The 18,392-nt window shown below is 72.8% G+C and carries 14 protein-coding genes; 7 read left to right on the forward strand and 7 right to left on the reverse strand.

Annotated features, from left to right (window positions below; translation table 11 throughout):
- Positions 1-188 precede the first annotated feature (188 nt).
- On the reverse strand, positions 189-1,367 hold the full coding sequence (locus ACH442_RS36060) for a cellulose-binding domain-containing protein (protein ID WP_396342565.1): 1,179 nt from the start codon (positions 1,365-1,367) through the stop codon (positions 189-191).
- The gene (locus ACH442_RS36065; RefSeq protein ID WP_396342566.1) at positions 1,364-2,959 is read right to left on the reverse strand and encodes a cellulase family glycosylhydrolase; all 1,596 of its coding nucleotides are present in this window, start codon (positions 2,957-2,959) and stop codon (positions 1,364-1,366) included. The genes ACH442_RS36060 and ACH442_RS36065 overlap by 4 nt, the downstream gene beginning before the upstream one ends.
- Before the next feature lie 610 nt (positions 2,960-3,569).
- On the opposite strand from ACH442_RS36065, the gene ACH442_RS36070 reads away from it, so the two are divergent.
- Positions 3,570-4,097 (forward strand): hypothetical protein, encoded by a 528-nt coding sequence (locus ACH442_RS36070; protein ID WP_396342567.1) that lies wholly within the window; start codon positions 3,570-3,572, stop codon positions 4,095-4,097.
- A gap of 8 nt (positions 4,098-4,105) precedes the next feature.
- On the opposite strand, the gene ACH442_RS36075 is transcribed toward ACH442_RS36070, so the two are convergent.
- Positions 4,106-4,867 carry a helix-turn-helix domain-containing protein gene (locus ACH442_RS36075; protein WP_396342568.1) on the reverse strand — a complete coding sequence of 254 codons (762 nt, stop codon included), beginning with the start codon at positions 4,865-4,867 and terminating at the stop codon, positions 4,106-4,108.
- 49 nt (positions 4,868-4,916) lie between these two features.
- On the opposite strand from ACH442_RS36075, the gene ACH442_RS36080 reads away from it, so the two are divergent.
- Entirely contained in the window at positions 4,917-5,771 is an 855-nt protein-coding gene (locus tag ACH442_RS36080; RefSeq protein ID WP_396342569.1) for a hypothetical protein, read from the forward strand.
- Between the two features lie 237 nt (positions 5,772-6,008).
- Here ACH442_RS36080 and ACH442_RS36085 read toward each other — a convergent pair whose 3' ends face one another.
- Positions 6,009-7,169 (reverse strand): MalY/PatB family protein, encoded by a 1,161-nt coding sequence (locus ACH442_RS36085; RefSeq protein WP_396342570.1) that lies wholly within the window; start codon positions 7,167-7,169, stop codon positions 6,009-6,011.
- 86 nt (positions 7,170-7,255) lie between these two features.
- Between ACH442_RS36085 and ACH442_RS36090 the strand changes: the two genes are divergently transcribed.
- The 4 genes from ACH442_RS36090 (at position 7,256) to ACH442_RS36105 (ending at position 10,345) form a co-directional block, all read left to right on the forward strand.
- Positions 7,256-7,855, forward strand: a complete 600-nt coding sequence (locus tag ACH442_RS36090) for a hypothetical protein (RefSeq protein ID WP_396342571.1) — start codon at positions 7,256-7,258, stop codon at positions 7,853-7,855.
- 196 nt (positions 7,856-8,051) lie between these two features.
- Positions 8,052-8,363 (forward strand): hypothetical protein, encoded by a 312-nt coding sequence (locus ACH442_RS36095; RefSeq protein ID WP_396342572.1) that lies wholly within the window; start codon positions 8,052-8,054, stop codon positions 8,361-8,363.
- An 8-nt stretch (positions 8,364-8,371) separates the two neighbouring features.
- Positions 8,372-9,277, forward strand: coding sequence for a hypothetical protein (locus ACH442_RS36100; protein ID WP_396342573.1), 906 nt, complete (start codon positions 8,372-8,374; stop codon positions 9,275-9,277).
- A gap of 9 nt (positions 9,278-9,286) precedes the next feature.
- Positions 9,287-10,345 (forward strand): amidohydrolase family protein, encoded by a 1,059-nt coding sequence (locus ACH442_RS36105; RefSeq protein ID WP_396342574.1) that lies wholly within the window; start codon positions 9,287-9,289, stop codon positions 10,343-10,345.
- Here ACH442_RS36105 and ACH442_RS36110 read toward each other — a convergent pair whose 3' ends face one another.
- The 3 genes from ACH442_RS36110 to ACH442_RS36120 are packed head-to-tail and all read right to left on the reverse strand — an operon-like array spanning position 10,346 to position 13,340.
- The gene (locus ACH442_RS36110; protein WP_396342681.1) at positions 10,346-11,635 is read right to left on the reverse strand and encodes an ABC transporter permease; all 1,290 of its coding nucleotides are present in this window, start codon (positions 11,633-11,635) and stop codon (positions 10,346-10,348) included.
- Entirely contained in the window at positions 11,635-12,378 is a 744-nt protein-coding gene (locus ACH442_RS36115; protein WP_396342575.1) for an ABC transporter ATP-binding protein, read from the reverse strand. The genes ACH442_RS36110 and ACH442_RS36115 overlap by 1 nt, the downstream gene beginning before the upstream one ends.
- Positions 12,375-13,340 (reverse strand): efflux RND transporter periplasmic adaptor subunit, encoded by a 966-nt coding sequence (locus ACH442_RS36120; protein WP_396342576.1) that lies wholly within the window; start codon positions 13,338-13,340, stop codon positions 12,375-12,377. Before ACH442_RS36120 ends, ACH442_RS36115 begins: the two co-directional genes overlap by 4 nt.
- 162 nt (positions 13,341-13,502) lie before the next feature.
- Here ACH442_RS36120 and ACH442_RS36125 point away from each other — a divergent pair, with 162 nt between their 5' ends.
- The gene (locus ACH442_RS36125) at positions 13,503-18,302 is read left to right on the forward strand and encodes a diguanylate cyclase (RefSeq protein ID WP_396342577.1); all 4,800 of its coding nucleotides are present in this window, start codon (positions 13,503-13,505) and stop codon (positions 18,300-18,302) included.
- The last annotated feature ends 90 nt before the right edge of the window (positions 18,303-18,392 follow it).

An 18,392-nucleotide genomic window follows, 5' to 3' on the forward strand; every position in this document is an offset into this window, starting at 1 on the left:
GGGATCAGGATCGGCCGCCGGTCGGCCCGGCCTGTGTCGAGGCGGCGCGGCGGATCCCCCGGCTGCCGTCTCCTGCGTCTTCTCGGCGTCGATCATCTCGTGCCGTTGGGCGCGGCGGAGGCCGTCGTCACAGCGCTGAACGGCCTACGCGCCGGCTCGACAGCCACGTCGAGCCGGCGCGCGGGTTCCTAGCAGCCGTTGCGGGTGTTGCTGACCGCGACGTCGTCGTACCAGAGGGTGTCGGCGCCGTCGCCGTAGCTCTCCCAGCCCAGCTTCAGGTCGGTCAGGGCCGGGCGCCACGTGCGGTTGAGCCACTGGCTGTCGATGTCGTGCGTCGGGGTGCCGTCCTCGATCAGGCCGGGCACCGAGGTGCCGTTGAGCCAGGTCTCGATCGTGCCGCCGGTGCCGTCGACCTTGAACTCGACGCAGTTCCAGGTGTCGACCGGCAGCGGCTTCGACAGCGCCACGCCGGCCGGGCTCTGCTCGGGCAGGGTGGCGTCGTCGGAGGCCCGGTTGAACTGCAGGGCACCGTTCTGGCCGCCGAAACGCAGATCCTTTCCGCCGTCGTTGGCGTCCGTCATGGCGACGGCGGCCACGTGCGCGGCCGGGAGGGCGGTGGTGTGCCGGACCCAGTAGCGGACGTACCAGGTGCCGCTGACGGCGCTGACCAGGGCGGTGTTGCGGGCGAAGACATGGTTGCAGTAGCCCGCCGCACCGTTGATCCGCAGCGACGTGGTGCCGGTGTGTGCGACCGTCCGGTCGATGGTGGCGGTGCCGGCGCCGGAGCAGTCCGGGCTGGTCACCGTCCACGATCCGGTGGGGACGGTGCCGGTCTGCGACTCGAATCCGTCCCCGCCTTGAGGTGCGGGCGGCGTCGACGCCGATGCCGACGGTGATGCCGATGCCGATGCCGACACCGACGGGGACGGCGACGTCGAGGCGCTGCCCGACGGGGACGGCGTCACGTCACCGCCACAGGACACCCCGTTGAAGGTGAAGGCGGTCGGCGCGGCGTTCGTCCCCGAGTAGGTGCCCTGGAAGCCGAAACTCGCCGACGCGCCCGTCGCCAGGGGACCGTTCCAGCCGACGCTGGTGGCGGTGGCCGCCGCCCCGGACTGGGTGACCGTCGCGTTCCAGGCCGACGTCACCCGTTGATTCCCGGGGAACGTCCAGCCCAGGGTCCAGGAGGTCACCGCCGTACCGAGGTTGGTGACCTTGACGTCGGCGGTGAATCCGGTGTTCCAGCTGTTCGCGGTCCACGCGACGGCGCAGGTGGCCGCCGCGGCGTGCGCCGGCCCGAGACCGGCGATGCTCACGGCGGCGCCGGCCACGGCCACCGCGGTGAGGACGGGCAGGAGGCGTCTCATGAGCACGCCACGCCGCTGAGTTTCACGGCGGCCGGGGCCGAGGCCGTACCGTTGGCGGTGAATCCGACCGTGACCGAAGCCCCCGCCGCGAGTGCCGAGGAGTAGCTCGGCGCCGCCGCGGTGACCGTCGTACCGGATTGGGTGACCGTCGCGTTCCAGCCGTTGACCAGCGTCACGCCGGACGGCCAGGTCCAGGTGATCTGCCACGGGTTGACCGCGGCGCCACCGGTGTTCTGGATCTTGACCTGACCCTGGAAGCCGCCCTGCCACGCGTTGTCCTGCGTGTAGGTGATCTTGCAGGCGCCGGTCGGCGCGGGACCGCTGGACGAACTGGCCGAGGTGGACGGGGACGGGCCGGTGGTGCCGCCGCCGACGGGCGGGATCAGGTACGGCTGCAGGATGGCCTGCTTCGCCTGGTTGATCGTGGTCCAGTCGTCGTTGGCGATGCCGCCGGTGTCCCCGGAGTTCGGGTTCCACGACCAGTAGGTGAACGACATCCCGTTCACGCCGGTGCCAGTGTATTTCATCAGCTCCTGCAGCCACACCTTGTCGACGTTGCTGGCGAGCGTCGTGCCGAACTCGCCCATCATGATCGGCGCGATGTTCTGCTTGTACAGGTAGCCGAAGTAGTGGTCCCAGATGGCCGGCATGTTCGCCGGGTAGGACGGGTCGTCGAACCACGCCTGGTGGTAGACCGACGTCGCGTACTCGTGGGGCGAGTAGACCACGCGGTTGGCCACGTCGAGGCGTACCGGGAAATCTCCGGCCTTGGAAAGGTTGCCGCCCCACCAGCCGCAGTCCTCGTCGTTGCTGGTGTCGCCGTCCCAGACGTTGGACAGGCCACCGCTCGGGCAGCTGACACCCTCGACGAAGATCAACCAATTCGGCTGTACGGCGAGGATCGCGTTCCCGGCCCGTTCCGCCGCGAGCCGCCAGTCGCGGGTGGTGTCACCACAGCCCCAGCACGCCCCCGTCGCGGCCGGGTTGGTGCCCTCGGCGTGCGGTTCGTTGTGCAGGTCGGCGCCGATGACGGTGCTGTTGCCGGCATAGTGCTGGGCCAGCATCTTCCAATCGGAGATCCACGTGCTTTCCGGTACGGCGGTGGTGTACCACAGGGCCGTCTGACCGGCGGCAGTCGGCCGGTGCCGGTCGAGGATGATCCGCATCCCCTTGGTGCCGGCGTAGGCGACGACCTTGTCCAGGATCGCCAGCGGCGACAGCCCGACCAGGTCCGGGTTGACGAAGTCGTTGATGCCGGTCGCGGTCGCCCCGGCCTTGAGCGCGTCGTCGGAGAACGGCACCCGCAGCGTATTGTAGCCGAGCGAGGCCATCGTGTCGAGCTGGCTCTTCCACGGGTTGCTGGACCACAGCCCGTGGAACGTCTTGTTGTCGGTCTCCATGCCGAACCAGTTGATGCCGGTCAGCCGGACGGTGGCGCCCGTGCTGTCGACGATCTTGTTGCCGTTGGTGTGCAGGTAACCGGTCCCGGTCCCGCCGGCGGCGGCGTTCGCGGGTTGCGTGGTGAGGACTGCGGCCGTGGCCGCCGCGGCGGCGAGCGCCACGGCGCCGGCCAGCCATTTACGGACATGCATGGGGGAGCGCTCCTTCGAGAACGGAAGGCAGTTCACGACATCGTTACATGGGAGCGCTCCCAGCAACAATGCTCGTCGATGCGCAATAACAACACGAAACACCGCCGGCGGTCGGCCCGCGCTGCTCGGCCGGCGATCAGGGGTGCAACAAACGGCACGAAACACCGCCGGCGCCCGGCCGGGGCCGCTCGGCCGGCACGTCCACGGGTCCCGGCCGCGATCCAGCCGGATGACCGGGACCGGACGCGCTGCCCGGCGCGCAGGACAGGGACCGGCGGCGTGGACGCGGTCCGCATGCCGGGATCGCCGGCGCAGCTCAGGGCGGGCGACGCCGGCGCAGCTCAGGGCGGGCGACATCGGCGCAGGTCAGGGCGGGCGACGCCGGCGTGACGCACGTGGGCGGGGCCGGCCCGGCTGACCTGGGGTGCCCGGTCGCGCCGGCCGGCCCTGCGTGCGCGGGGTCCTGTCGGAGTGATCCGGCCCGGAGGGCGCCGCGGTCCGGGAGGATCAAACGGCGATCACCCCGCCGGGTAGGCTCGTGCCTCGACGGCTCACGGGCGGCGGGGATCGCTGGTCACCCGGTCGCCGTGGACAGCGGAAGGGCTTCGAGATGGACGTGCACGACACCGGTTCCGACGACGACGGCGTCGGAGCGGCGCCCTCGGTGGCGCGGCTGCTCCTGGAGCTGCGGGCGAACACCAGCGTCGACGTGAAACCGGCAGGCCGCAGCATCCAGATCCGGCCGCAGGGCGCGCGCAACATCGCGGTCAACATCCACCCCGGTGGTGTCGACATCGCGGTCGCGCGGAACCAGGCCGACGAGGTGGCGGGCACGATCTACGGCGCGACGGTGATCGACCCGGACGATCCGGTGCCGTTCGTGTCGGTCGACGCCGGCCTGATCGACACGAACTACGACGCGATCCTGGCCGCCGCGGTCCAGGCAGTCGAGCTGCGCAAGTCCGGCCCGCCGAAGACGCCGCGCACCGCCGCGACCCGTGCGCCGGCCGCCCCGAAGGCAGCCAAGGCGACGACCAGGTCGACCCGTCCGGCGCCGCGACCGGACCAGCCGATCTGCCCGGCCTGCAAGCAGTACGAGTTGCTCGCCAGCGGCGAGTGCCCTTCCGGCTACTGCTGATCCACGACTCAGCCGGGGCCGGGCGGTGCAGCGGGCTCACGCCCGGGTCTTCTGCGCCGGACGAGTTCGCCGGGGGTCATCCCGGCGAACTCGGCGGTCTCCCGGGTCAGGTGCGCCTGGTCGGTGTACCCGGCCCGCACCGCCAACTCGGCCAGGCTCCCCTGCCCCGCCATGCTCAGGAACCGGCGGAACCGGTAGACCCGCTGCAGCGTCTTCGGCCCGTACCCGACCGCCGCACCGAACCGCCGCCGCAACTGCCGGTCGCTGACCCCGAGCCGGTCACCGAGCTCGGGAACGCGCAGCCCGGGATCCCGCAGGAGCCGCGCGGCGGCCAGCATGACCTGATCCGCGGGCCGCTCCTCGACGAGCCGCCCGGTCAGTGTCACCAGTCGGCGCAGCGCCTCCCCCGGCGCCAGCTCACCCGGCAGCTCCGCGCGAAGACCCAGGTCGGCCAGGTCGGGGCGCAGGTTCTGCAGCGGGGTCAGCGGCATCCCGAGCACGGTCCCACCGGCGCCGGCTCGCAACCGCACCCCGACGACGACGTGCCGCCCACCGGGGCCGGCGTTCGTCACCGGACCGGTGTCCGCCACCGGGCCGGTGTCCGGGCCGGCCAGGAACGCGCCGCGCCCGCTCTGCCAGATCAGGTCCACGCAACCGTCGGGCAGGATCGGCATGGCATCGCCGGTGCGCTCGCCGGTGACGGTGCTGCGCCAGAGGCAGGCGACGGCGTCGCGCAAGCCGTCCGGCGGTGCCGACTCGACGTATCCCATGGCCGATTCTTACAAGATGTACGACGGAAAGCGCCAATAGCATCGGGGCATGAGCGCTGACCTCCGTACCGCAGAGAAGTTTCTTCAGGCCGAAGGCCGGCTGCTGGAGCGCCGCCTGTTCGAGGTGCTCTTCCGCGACGGACCGCCGCAGGGGGTGGTCGACGTGCTGCGGGGCTACCGGAACGCCGACGGCGGCTTCGGGCACGGTCTGGAACCGGACAAACGCTGCCCGGCGAGCCTGCCCGTCGACGTCGAGGTCGCGTTCCAGGCCCTGGCCGCGATCGGTTCGCGGGAGCTGCTCGGGCCGGCCTGCGATTACCTGACCGGGGTCAGCACGGGCGGCGCGGTGCCGCTGGCGTTCCCGGTGATCGAGGGGTATCCGCGGGCGGCGCACTGGACCGGCTGGACCTACGAACCCGGGGTGAACCCGACCGCCGGGCTGGCCGGGCTGCTGCACCGGCTGGACTTTCCGCACCCGTGGCGGGACGCCGCCACCGAGTACCTGTGGGAGACGATCGAGTCGGGGAAACTCTCCGACGAGACGCACGGGCTCAACGAGGTGCTGACCTTCCTCGCGTACGTCCCGGACCGCGACCGCGCGTCCCGGGCCGCCCCGGCGGTCCTCGCCCGGATCACCACGTCCCCGCTGTTCCAGACGATGCCCAAACCCGGGGAGTACGGCCTGACCCCGCTCACCGTGGCACCCCTGGCCGACTCGCCGTGGCGGAACCTTCTCGACGAAGCTCAGCTCGACGCCCACCTGGAGCAGCTCGCCGCCGACCAGCAGGAGGACGGCGGCTGGCCGGTCCCGTGGGAGCCGCCGAGCCAGGCGTCGCTGCTGGAGTGGCGCGGCATCGTGACGCTGCAGGCGGTGCGCACCCTCACGTCGTACGGGAAAATGTAGTCGATCGATGACGGCGGCCGGCGCGCAGGCCGGTTCCTTCCGCTCACGCCACCACCGGGCAGGCCGGTCGACCGGATGCGGCGACGGCGGTCACCGCGCTCAGGACCTCCGGTGGCGGCTGCCGTTCTTCGAGGCCCTGAGCGACGCACGGCGGATTCTGATCGCGGGCGCCGGGGTCGGTTCCGACGTCGACGCCGGGCTGCTGCTCGGGTTGTCGCTCCTCGACGCCGATCGGGATCAAATCGCGGCGGCCATGCGCCGGACGGCCTCGCGCAGGATCGTGGAGGACGTCGCGAAGTTCAGGCGGACGAAGCCCGCGCCGCCCGTCCCGAACACGTGGCCCGAGCTGAGTGCGACCCGCGCGCGTTCCAGGAACATCCGGGCCGGACCGTCCAGCTCGGACACCACGCCCGGGCCGTCAGCGACCGGGATGCCCAGCGGCCGGCAGTCCAGCCAGGCCAGGTAGGTGGCCTCCGGCCGGATCAGCGGGAGCCCGGGCAGGTGTTCGGCGACCAGGGCCGTGAGCAGGTCACGGTTGCGGTCCAGGCCGGCGATCAGGTCGTCGAGCCAGGCGCCGCCGCCGGCGAGCGCGGCCGTGTGCGCGAGCACCCCGAGATGGCTCGGCCCGTGACCGACCTCCTCCGGCAACCGCGCCAGGTCAGCGGCGGCGTCCGGCCCGGCCACCAGCACCGCGGCTTTGAGCCCGGCGAGGTTCCAGCCCTTCGACGCGGAGAAGATCGCGAAAGCGTCCTCCGACCCGGGGATGCCGAGGTACGGCGTGAAGACCGCCCCGGGCAGCACCAGCGGCGCGTGGATCTCGTCCGAGATGACCCGCACCCCGTGCCGCCGGGCGAGCGCGGCGACCGCGGTGAGTTCGTCGCGGGTGTGCACGGCACCGGTCGGGTTGTGCGGGTTGCACAGCAGCAGCGCCTGCGGACGCGTCCGCAGCGCCGCTTCCAGGGTGTCCAGGTCGAGCCGCCCGTCGGCGCCGAGCCGGGCCTCGATCACGCGGCGCCCGGCGTGCGTGACGAACGCGTAGAACGGCGGGTAGACCGGGGAGCAGACGACCACGGTGCTGCCCGGCTCGGTGACCAGGCGTAACGCTTCGACGATGCCTGTCATGACGTCGGACACCACGGCGGTCCGGCCGGTTGCCGGGCCGGGCCAGTTCCAGCGTTGCCGGGCGAAGCGGGACAGGGCTTCGGCGTACCCGTGACCGCAGGGATAGCCGGTGTCGCCGGCCGCGACCGCCCGGTGCAGCACGTCGCGGACCGCCGGGGCGAGCGGTACGTCCATCTCCGCCACCCAGAGCGGCAGGACGTCCCCGGGGTGTGAGTTCCATTTCAGGCTGGTCCGCCGGCGCAGGTCGTCCAGCGTCAGCACCTCGAGCGGGTTCATTCCCCGAATCTATGGACAGCGGCCGATGTCCGGAAGGGGCGCGATACGGTGCTCGCGGCGGAGCCGACCGGATCGTGGAGGACGGGATGAACTTCCAGGAGGCGCTCGACGCGCTGTTCGAGCGGCCGCGGCGCCGCACGGTCGCGCACCGCAGCATGACCCGCCTCGACCACGATCGGCTGGTGGACGGGTCCGCCGCCTTGCACGTCGACTTCCACGAGGACGACCCGGACCATGTTTACCTGATCACCGTCGAGCGGGTGCCACGCGTCCGGCTGCCGCTGCCGGCGCCGGTCGTGGCCGCCGAGATCGGCGGCGTGCGGGCGCTGCTGGTCCGGGTCAGCATCGCCAACCACGTCGAGGTCACGCTCGACGCCGAGGACACGCCCCGGACCAGGGCGACCACCGAGGGCTATCGCGCCGCTGTGACGGCCTGGGCGGAAAGCACCGGACCGGATCGGCAGCCGCCGACGTCACCGGGGGCGACAACCTTCCCTCACGTCCCGATCACGGTCACCGACGATGCCGGCACCGAGTACCGGAGGACCGGCGGCAGCGGGGGCGGCCCCGAGACCCCGTGGCGGATGCACTGGGATTTCCGGCCCGTTCCGCCGCCGGAGGCCCGTCGTCTGACGATTCGTTTCCCGGCCGGCGAGACCATTTTCACGCTGCCCGGCCGGCGGTGACGACGTCGCCGCAGGGAGCGGAACCGGCCAGGACTCCGGCTCCGGGTGTCCAGTTCCTCGTTGTGGCACCGTCGCGAACAATCATCCGGATGACCTGAGCAATCGCATGGGTGAAGCGCCCCGGCCGTGATTCCCGGTATGCCTCCGGTTGCCGTTCGGTCTCAGGTCAGCGGTGCCGGTGCCGATGGTCCCGGCCATGAACGCCCCGCCCCGCCGCCGCTGGACGACTGTCGTCGCCGTCGCCGGCGTCTCGACGGCCGACGCCGGCATCGGCGTATGGGCGGCCCGCACCGACCCCTCCCCCGGCACCCGCACCGGCCCCGCCGCCGCGACCCGCACGTACTCCGTCGCCGGCACCGGCTGGGTGGTCAGCACGGTCGCGCCGGGTGCCCGGGGCGAGCGGCGGATCGTGTTCGCCGTGGACGCCACGGCCGTCGCGAGCAGCTTTCACCTGACCCTGGTTCCGGGCGGCGCCGACACCGGCGGCGACCTGCCTCTGACCGCATAGGAGCGACGATGCTCGGACTCTTCCGCAAGGCCAACGCCCCGGACACCGACCCCGCCGAGGCCGACCTGGAGTTGCGGGCCGCCCGCGACCGGGCGCTGGCCGGTGACTGGACCGCGGTCCACCGCCTGATCGCGGCCACCGGCCGGGACTGGGAGGTCCGCGCCCGCCGCCTGTCGGTGCTGGCCGCGGCCGCCGCGCAGGATCCGCGCTGGCTGCTCGCCTGGGAGGCCGCGGTGCCGGACGACCCGGCGGTGGCGATCCTGCGCGCCCGCACCCTGCTGGATCAGGACGCCGGGTTGGCCGTCCACGCGTCCCGGCGGGCCGCCGACCTCAACCCGGACGACGCCCACCCGCTGGTGAACAGCATGAACGCGATGTTCGCGGACGGGTACCGCCAGGCCGGCGACTTCGCCCGGTCGCTGCGGGAGGCGTTGCGCCGGGATCCGCACCACTTCGAGGCGCATCTGGCCGCGGTGAGTTTCGCGTGCGCGAAGTGGTACGGCACCCACGACGAGATGTTCACCGCCGCCCGCGGTGCCGCGGCCGCTGCTCCGACCGGCTCGCCGACGGTGCTGCTGCCGCTGCTGGCGCATTTCGAGTTCGCTCTGCGGGAGTTCCCGGCCCTGCCCGCGGCCAAGGCGTACTTCCGTCGCCCGGAGGTCGCCGCCGAGATCACCTGCTGTGCGGCGAAGTGGCGCGCCGGTCAGCACCACCGCCTGACCGGTCGGGGAGTCACCGCCCGGCACTGGCTGGCGCTGGCCGCGTACCTGTCCGACCAGGACCGCGAGACCGCCCGGGCGCTGCTCACCGAGGTCGGCCCGGTCCTGGGTGACACGCCCGTCTACGGCTATTTCTGGGCCGGCCCGGCCGAGGGCTTCCACACGGTGCAACGCTGGGCGAAGGTCATCGCCTAGTCTCACCGGATGGCTGTGCTGAGGGTCCGAGGTGTCGCTCTTCCGGACGGCGAGCCCGTCGATCTCTACGCCGACGGCGACCGCTGGACCACGGACCCGGTGGCCGGGGCCGAACTCGTCGCCGAGGGCTGGATCCTGCCCGGGCTGGTCGACGCGCACACCCACCCGGGCGCCGAGGAGCCGGGCCGTCCCCTGGACGAGGGCGTGCTCCGGGACGACCTGCGGCTGCACCTGGAGTCGGGCGTGACGCTGATCCGCGCGCCGGGCCTCGCGGGTGACCCGCCGGACTGGTTCGGCACGTCGGCGGAGAGCCCGCGCGCGGTCCACGCCGGCCCGTGGCTCGCCCAGCAGGGTCAGTTCATGCCGGGCTGGGGACGCCGCCCCGACCCGGCCGAGCTGCCCGCGGTCGCGGCCGAGCAGGCCGCCCGTACGGGCTGGGCGAAGATCGTCGTCGACTGGAAACCCGGCGACCAGGTGGTGCCGGTGGAGGTGCTGCGGGAGGCGGTCGCCCGGGTGCACGCGGCCGGCGGGCGCCTCGCGGTCCACTCGCAGCACGCCGAGGGTGGCCGGGTCGCGGTCGAGGCCGGGGTCGACTCGATCGAGCACGGCATGGGGCTGGACCCGGAGTTGCTGGCCCGGATGGCCGAGCAGGGCACCGCGCTGACCCCGACCCTGTCCGCGATCACGGGTCATCTGGCGACGATCCTGGCCGATCCGGAGCGTGCGCGGACCCATTGGCAGGTTCCGGGGGCGAGCGCGCACGGCCGCCTCACCGCCGCCGCGGTCGAGGCCGGGGTGACGGTCCTGGCCGGAACCGACACCCGGCCACTCGGCGGGATCGCGAACGAGGTCCGCGCGATGGTCGCTGCCGGCGTGTCCCCGCATCGGGCGATCGCCGCCGCGTCCTGGGCGGCCCGGTCCTACCTGGGCCTGCCCGGTCTGGTGGACGGCGCCCCGGCCGACGCGGTCGTGTTCGGGGCGGACCCGCGCACCGACCTCGGCCAGTTGGACAAGCCGCGGGCCGTCATCGTCCGCGGGCGCCGGGTGGCCCCGCGGACGACCGGGTGATCAGGCGCGCATCACGGTGGCGATCGGGATCCCGGCGGCCCGGATCGCCGGGATGAACCCGCCGAGGATTCCCGCCACCAGCCCCGCGATCACCCCGGAGACCCCGGCCGACCAGGGGAACTCCACCCCCTGCAGGAACGGCTGGGACGGCCCGAGGAAGATCGTCGCCGCCTTGAGCGCGGCCACGCTCACCCCGATCGCCGCCGCGGCGGTGAACAGTCCGGTCAGCAGCGTCTCGGCCAGCACGATGCCGGCCAGCACGGCCCGGGGCGTGCCGACCGCCCGCCGCAGCGCGAACTCCTCGACCCGTTCGCCGACCGTGGCCAGGCCGACGTTGAGGACGCCGGCCGCGCCGATCACGAGGACCAGCCCGGCCATCGCGAGGAAGATCATCCGGAGCAGGTTGAGCTCGTCCTTCATCTCCTTGCGGGAGTTGATCGTCTCCACGGTGACGTCGGCGGCCCCGAGCCCTTTGAGCTTGGCGATCAGCACCGGCTCGACCGGGGTGACTCCCGCCATCAGCACCTGCGTGTCGGAGAAACCGCTGTTCGGGTCGGTCAGCTTGCTCAGCGGGATCCAGTTGGTGAGCTCGTCGAGACGTACGTAGGCCTGGGGTTGGGAATTTCCGTCCTTGACCACCCCCACGATCTGGGGCGTCAGGTCGGCGGTGGACCCGTTCACGCGCATCTCGGCGGGCACGTGATAGCGCTCGAAACCCTTGGCCGCCTCCTCGTTGAGGACGATCCGGGGCGCGAGCATCGGCGTCGTGCCGAAGTCCAGCCACGAACCCGATTTCTGCTGGTACGGCCGGAACGCGCGCACGTCCCCGGTGAGTGCCGTGAGCCGCAGTTCGATGGCCTGCCCCTGCGGTTTGCCGGCGTTCGGGTCGTGGCACTTACCCGAGTTGTCGCAGATCTGCGCCGAGCCGCCCCAGTCCTGGTCGAAGGGCGAGCCGCCCTCGTTGACCGCGCGCACGCCGGGCTCGCCGATGACCGCGTTGGTCCCGAACATGCCGACCGCGTCGCCGCGGCCCTTCATGACGTCGACGACGGCCTGACCGGCCCCGGCGACCGGGGGCAGGTAGAGGGCTTTGGTGCCGTCCTTGCCGGCCTGCAGTTCCAGGTCGGAGAGTTGCAGCCGCTCGGCGATGCCGGCACCGGCCTGGACGACGACCACGGCGAGCACGCCGAGGAAGAGGCTCACCATGGAGAGCAGGGTGCGCAGTTTGCGGGCGCGGATGCCCTGACCGCCGATGATCATGGCGGAGCGCAGCCGCCCGGAGAGTCGCATCACGCCGCCGGCCCTCCGAGGTGCGGGAGCGGGGCCGTGGGGCCGCCCAGGGACAGCGCCGACGCCCGTTCGGAGAGCACCCCGGCCTGCAGGTCGAGGATCCGGCCCATCCGCGCGGCGTGGTCCCGGTCGTGAGTGACCAGCACCAGCGCGCACCCGCGGGTGGTCGCCGACTGCAGCGCGTCGATGACGATCGAGCCGGTCTCGGTGTCGAGGGCGCCGGTCGGCTCGTCGGCCAGCAGGATCCGCGGGTCGCGCACCAGCGCGCGGGCGATGGCCACGCGCTGCTGCTCGCCGCCGGACATCTTCGTCGGCCGGTTCTTCGCCAGGTGTGCGATGCCGACCTGTTCGAGGGCCTGCATCACCCGGGCCCGGCGTTCCCGGCGGGGCTGCCAGCCCTGTCCGTTGATCAGCGCCATCGCCACGTTCTGCGCGGCGGTGAGGTGTTTGAGCAGGAAGAACCGCTGGAACACGAAACCGAAGTGCGAGCTGCGCAGTTTCGCCGCGTGCCGCTCGGGGAGCCGGCTGATGTCGCGGCCGTCCAGCAGGTAGGTCCCGGAGTCCGGCCGGTCGAAGAGCCCGAGCACGCTGAGCAGGGTGCTCTTGCCGGAGCCGGAGCGTCCGACGATCGCCACGCTCTCCCCGGCCCGGACGGTCAGGCCGACCCCGTCGAGGATGGTGCGCGGCTCCTTCTGCCCCTTGAGGACCTTGGTGATCCCGGTGAGGCCGATCAGCTCGGTCACTGCGTCGATTCCGGGGCCGGCAGGTTCGGGCCGGGGACGGCGATCGTCTCGTCGCCCTTGAGCCCCTTCTTGATCTCGATGACCTTGCCGTCGGAGATGCCGAGGGTCACGTCGATCGTCTTGCGGGTCTGATCGTCGCCGACGACCAGGTCGACCTTGCCCTTGCCCTGCGAGCCGGCGACCGCCTCGACCGGCAGCACCAGGACGCCGGTGGCCTTGTCGGTGACCAGTTCGATCGTCACGTCGGCGCCGTTGATCAGCTTGACACCGGCCGGGGGCACGCAGACCAGGCGCAGGCCGGTCGGCTCGGAGCCGGACGAGCCCGCACCGGGGTCGCCGGTCTCGACCGGCTGTGGCGCACCGGAGGCGGCCGGGGTCGGGGGCGTCGTGGTGACCGGCACGGGGACCGTCCCGGCGGGCAGGGCGGCGATCGTGCCCAGGGCGGTGCACCTGAACGGCCCGGGACCGTTCTTGATCTGCGCCTTCACCTGCTGCACGGCCCCCGAGATCCGGTACGCCTGGGCGCTGTCGACGTCGGCCGTGATCCCGTACCCCGCATGGGTCGCCGAGACGATCGGCATCCCCTTGGTGACCGTGGCGTGGTCCGCCATGAGCCGCCCGGCGAAGATCGATCCGGCCGGGATCTCCACACGCCGCGGAATTCCGTCGTGCCAGACGCTGGCCACCCAGACCGGGGTGTCGTCGGCCTCCTTGGGCAGGGTGCGGCTGACCCAGCGCAGCTCGCCGTCGGCCGGCGCGACGATCCCGAAGACCGGGTTGATCGCCACCTTGCCGTTCAGGCTGATGGTGTTGCTCAGGTCCTGCCGGGCCGGTTTGACGGTGGTGAGCACCGTGTCGCGGTCGGCCAGGCCCGGCGTCGTGACGGTGTCGTCGGACGACGAGCAGCCGCCGGCCGAGAGCACCACCACCAGACCCAGCAGGGCTTGCCTGCGTGCAACCACCCGAATCCCCCGTCGTCGATGCGTTCAGCAGCGCGGCGAAGGGTACCGGACGGATGCAACCGGCCTGTCACCCCTCGCGGGCCGGGGCGGGACGTTCCGGGAAGATCTGAGGATTCCGGATTCGGTGTAACGAATCCCACGCGGCTGCCGATCGTTGAGAACGTGACGTCAGACCGCCTGGAAGAGCTGCTCTACGACAGCGAGCGCACCCGGGTGACCCGGGTCCGCGCGGCCGACGGCAGCTGGACCGTCAGCAAACAGCCGCTCGGGCCGGGCGCGCCGGAACGACTGCGCGACGAACTCACCGCGCTGCGGCGCCTGGCCGGGGTGCCGGGCACACCGCAGCTGGCCGGGGACGGCGACGGGGTGCTGCTGCTGCACGACGCGCCCGCCCGGACCCTCGCCGGCCGGCCCGGCCCATGGCCCGCGGACCGGCTGGTGGACCTCGCGCACCGGCTGGCCGTGGTGCTCGCCGCCGTGCACCGGCACGGGGTGATCCACCGGGACGTCAGCCCGGCGAACATCCTGGTCACCGAGTCCGGCGAGCCCACGCTGATCGACTTCGAGCTGGCCGCGCTGACCGTTCAGGATCACCACTCGCAGGTGCCCGAGGACGGGCTCGCCGGCACCCTGCCCTACCTGGCGCCGGAGCAGACCGGGCGCACCGGCCGGCCGGTAGACCACCGCGCCGACCTGTACGCGCTCGGCGCGACCCTCTACGAACTGGCCACCGGGGCGCCGCCGTTCGGCCGGGACCGGGACCCGCTGAGCCTGGTCCACGACCACATGGCCACCGTGCCGACGCCGCCGGCGGACGTGAACCCGCAGGTCCCGGCCCTGCTGTCGCGGATCGTCATGCGGCTGCTGGAGAAGGAACCGGACCGGCGGTACCAGAGCGCCGAAGGGCTCGCGCACGACCTGACGCTGCTGCGGCTGGGCAGCCTGACGACGCTGGGCAGCCGTGACTTCCCGCTGCGGCTGGCCCCGCCGGCCACCCTGATCGGCCGTGACGAGCCCCTCGCGGCGCTGCACCGGCTGCTCGGCGAGGCAACCGCCGGGCACAGCGTCCTCGCCCTGATCACCGGTCCCGCCGGGGTCGGCAAGACGTCGCTGGTCGACCGGTTGCGGCCGGCCGTGGAGGCGGCCGGCGGACGGTTCGTCTCCGGGAAGTTCGACCAGTTCCGGCGCGACGTGGGCGGCGACGCCGTACGGCAGGCCTTCGATCTTCTCGGTTCTCAGCTGCTCGCCGAACCCGATGAGGTGGTGGCGGAGCTGCGCACCCGGCTGCGCGCGGCCCTCGGGCCCAACACCGCCCTGGTCGCGACCATGAACACGCCCTTTCGCGCGCTGCTCGGCGAGGCCGGGGAGGAGCCGCTGACCGAGGATCCGCGGGCGCTGTTCGCCCGGCTGCGGCTGGCGGTGCAGGCACTGCTGCGGACGGTCGTGAGCGGCACCAGCCCGGTGGTCTTCTTCATCGACGACCTGCAGTGGGCGGCCGGGGCGGCGTTCCAGTTCCTCGACGACGTGCTCGACCAGCCCGACCTGCCTGGGCTGCTGGTGCTCGGCGCCTACCGCGAGGAGGAGGTCGACGAGACGCACCCGCTGACCGCGCTGCTCGACCGGCTGCACCGCGACCGCGGCGAGGCCCGCGAGATCCGCCTGGCCAACCTCGGCCGCGACGAACTGCCGCAGCTGGTCGCGCAGATGCTGCGGCTGCCGGTCACCGAGGCGGCGCCACTGGCCGCGGTGCTGGCCGAGCGGACCGGCGGCAACCCGTTCGACACGGTCGAGCTGATCAACGCGCTGCGCCGGGAGGGCGCCCTGGTCCCGGAGGGTTCCGGATGGCAGTGGGACGAGGCGACGGTACGCCGGTTCGTCGGCCACGGTGACGTCCTCGCCCTGCTCGGCGCGCGGATCGCGGCGCTGCCGGCCGAGGCCCGCGAGATGCTCGACGTGATGGCCGGGCTCGGCGGCGAGGTCGACCTCGACCAGCTGCGGGTGGCGTCCGCGCGCGACGCCGAGGAGATCCTCGCCGCGCTGCGCCCGGCCGCCGACGACGGGCTGGTCACGATCGGCCCGGACGTGGTGCGGATCCGGCACGACCGGGTCCACCAGGCCGCCTTCGGGCGTCTCGCCGCGGACGAGCGGGCCCGGCTCAGCCTCACGCTGGCGCGGCGCCTCGCGGCGGATCCGGCGCACGCGCTCGCGGCGGCGCCGCAATATCTCGCGGCGAGCGCGGCCATGGCCGTACCGGAAATCGTTCTCGAAGGCGAGGAGCGGACCGCGACGGCCCTGATGCGGCGAGCCGCGAATGCCGCGCGGCTCGTCGCCAACCATGCGGGGGCCGAGCTCTATCTCGCGGCCTCGCTCCGCCTTTTGTCGAAGACCGACGCGGCGTACGACGACACGCGCGCGGAATGGCACTCGGCGCTCTGCGCCCTGGGCCGGTTCGAGGCCGCCGACCGTGAGTTCGCCGAGCTGAGCCAGGGTGACCACGACCCGATCTGGTTCGCCGGACCGGTCGCCGAGCAGGTCGGCGCGCTCACCAACCGGCACCTGCTCGCCGAGGCCCTGGCGCTCGGGATCGACCTTCTCGGCGCGCTCGGGATCGACCTTCCCGAGCCGGAGAGAATGGGGCCGGAAATCGGCAGCGGATTGGCGGCCTTCTACGCCTGGCTGGCCCATCACGGCGACGACGAGAATCATCCGGAACTGGCCGACGAACGGCTTCTCGCCGTCGCCCATCTGCTCAACCGGATGATTCCGGCGGCGTTCTTCGCCGACCAGCAGATGATGGCGTGGCTGGTCGCGCAGGGCGCCCGGATCTGGGCCGGGCACGGCATCAGCGCGGCGCTGGCCGGCACGATCGGCAACCTCGGCATCATCACCATCGCCAGCGGGGGTGAGTACCGGGCCGCCTACGACGCGCTGCGGGTGATCATCACGGCCGGCGAGAAGCACGGCTACGAGCCGGAGGTGTCGCAGGTCAAGTTCCTGCACGCGCTCGCCGGGGTGCCGTGGTTCGAGCCCCTGGAGAACGGCGTGCGGCTCGCGCACCAGGCGCGGGACGGGCTGCTGCGCGGCGGTGACCTGCGCAGCGCGTTCTACACGTACTTCGTGTCGGTGCCGCAGACGCTGGGCAGCGCGGCGCACCTGGACGCGTTCGCCCGCGAGGCCGAGGCCGGTGAGGCGTTCGGGCAGCGGATCGGCGCGCAGTACGAGACCTCGACGTTCGTCGCCGCTCAGCGCCTGGTGCGGCTGCTGCGCGGTGAGGACGACTCGATCGGCGAGCAGCCGGATCTGGCCGGTGACGACGCGGCCAGCACGTTCTTCGCGACGGCCCAGGCTCTTGCGGCGGCGATCTCCGGCGATGACGACGCCCTGGACCGGCACAGTGCAGCCGCGGTCGCGCTGCTGCCGACGATCCCCGGCGCGTACCTCCACGCGCCGGCGCACATGTTGGCGGTGCTCGGCGCGGCGGTGCGGGCGCGGCGCTCCGAGGGCGCCGAGCGGGAGGCCGCGCTGACCGAACTGGATCAGAGCCGGGACTTCCTGGCCGCCCGCGCCCTCGACCAGCCGGGCAACTTCCGGCACCTGCACCGGTTCGCCGAGGCGACCCGCGCCGTGGTGCTCGGCGACTTCCGGGCCGCCGCGGTCGCCTACGACAGCGCGCTGCAGGACGCGTCGGTCACCCGCGGGTCCTGGCACGCACCGCTGATCGCCGAACGGGCCGCGCTGTTCTACCTGGCCGGCGGCCTGGAACACGTCGGCGACCGGCTCCTCGCCGAAGCCCTCCAGGGCTACGCCCGGTGGGGCGCGACCGGCAAGGTGCACGAGCTCAAACGCGCCTACCCGTCGCTCGGCTCCGGACTGGCCGGTGCCGCCACGCCCCGGGCCGCGACCCTCGACAGCCGGCACAGCGTCAACCTGTCCACCGAGGTGATCGACCTGATGGCGGTCCTCGAAGCGGCCCGGGTGCTCAGCTCCGAGACCGACCTGCCGAGCCTGCGGCTGCGGGTGCAGCACGTGCTCAAGGCGATGACCGGGGCGACCGACGTGCAGGTGGTGCTCTGGGACCCGGCCGTCGACGGGTGGGTCTTCGACGGCGAGGACGGGGTGCCGCTGACCGCCGTCCGGTACGCCGAACGCACCCGCGAACCGCTGCTCGTCGACGACGTGACCCTGGACGCGCGGGTGTCGCGGGACCCGTACCTGGCCGGGCTCGACCACTGCTCGCTGCTGGTCGTGCCGGTGATCAGCCAGGGCCGGCCGCGGGCGATGCTGGTGCTGGAGAACCGGCTCAACCGGCGCGCGTTCTCGGCCGGGCGCCTCGACGCCGTCCAGCTCATCGCCGGGCAGCTCACCGTCTCCCTCGAGAACGCGCAGGTGTACGCGTCGCTGGAGCGCAAGGTGGCCGAACGCACCGAGGCCCTGGCCGAGGCGAACCGGCGCCTCGAACTGCTCACCGTCACCGACCCGCTGACCGGGCTGCCGAACCGGCGCAAACTCACCACGTTCCTCGACGCCGAGTGGCTGCGGTCGATGCGCTCGCGGGAGCCGATCGGTGTCGCCATGGTCGACATCGACCAGTTCAAGAAGTACAACGACCACTACGGTCACCAGGGCGGCGACAACTGCCTGCGACTGGTCGCCGAGGCGCTGCGCGACAGCGTCCGGGTCACCGACCTCGTCGCGCGGTACGGCGGTGAGGAGTTCTGCATCGTCATGCCCGGCGCCAACGAGGAGAACGCCATGATGGTGGCCGAACGGGCGTGCCGGGCAGTGTCCCGCCTGCGGGAGCCGCACGAACTCGCCGACGACGGGATCGTGACCGTGAGCATCGGGGTGACCTCGGCGAACCCGGCCGGGGCGGCGTCGCCGGAGCAGTTGACGAAACTGGCCGACGAGGCGCTGTACGAGGCGAAACGGGCCGGGCGCAACCGGGTGGTCGCCGGGCCGTAGACGGTCCCCGGCCGGCCGACCGCGGCGGACCTCGGTCGCTGTCAGGCCGCCGCTCGACCGCGGCGGACCTCGGCCGGGATCGGGCCGGCG

Origin of the sequence: Actinoplanes sp. NPDC020271 (assembly GCF_044388125.1) — a bacterium.
Classification (GTDB): domain Bacteria; phylum Actinomycetota; class Actinomycetes; order Mycobacteriales; family Micromonosporaceae; genus Actinoplanes.

Excerpts from the sequence above, each read along its gene's own strand:
- ACH442_RS36060 (WP_396342565.1), bottom strand. The coding sequence starts at position 1,367 with ATGAGACGCCTCCTGCCCGTCCTCACCGCGGTGGCCGTGGCCGGCGCC.
- ACH442_RS36065 (WP_396342566.1), bottom strand. The coding sequence starts at position 2,959 with ATGCATGTCCGTAAATGGCTGGCCGGCGCCGTGGCGCTCGCCGCCGCG.
- ACH442_RS36070 (WP_396342567.1), top strand. The coding sequence starts at position 3,570 with ATGGACGTGCACGACACCGGTTCCGACGACGACGGCGTCGGAGCGGCG.
- ACH442_RS36075 (WP_396342568.1), bottom strand. The coding sequence starts at position 4,867 with ATGGGATACGTCGAGTCGGCACCGCCGGACGGCTTGCGCGACGCCGTC.
- ACH442_RS36080 (WP_396342569.1), top strand. The coding sequence starts at position 4,917 with ATGAGCGCTGACCTCCGTACCGCAGAGAAGTTTCTTCAGGCCGAAGGC.
- ACH442_RS36085 (WP_396342570.1), bottom strand. The coding sequence starts at position 7,169 with ATGAACCCGCTCGAGGTGCTGACGCTGGACGACCTGCGCCGGCGGACC.
- ACH442_RS36090 (WP_396342571.1), top strand. The coding sequence starts at position 7,256 with ATGAACTTCCAGGAGGCGCTCGACGCGCTGTTCGAGCGGCCGCGGCGC.
- ACH442_RS36095 (WP_396342572.1), top strand. The coding sequence starts at position 8,052 with ATGAACGCCCCGCCCCGCCGCCGCTGGACGACTGTCGTCGCCGTCGCC.
- ACH442_RS36100 (WP_396342573.1), top strand. The coding sequence starts at position 8,372 with ATGCTCGGACTCTTCCGCAAGGCCAACGCCCCGGACACCGACCCCGCC.
- ACH442_RS36105 (WP_396342574.1), top strand. The coding sequence starts at position 9,287 with ATGGCTGTGCTGAGGGTCCGAGGTGTCGCTCTTCCGGACGGCGAGCCC.
- ACH442_RS36110 (WP_396342681.1), bottom strand. The coding sequence starts at position 11,635 with ATGCGACTCTCCGGGCGGCTGCGCTCCGCCATGATCATCGGCGGTCAG.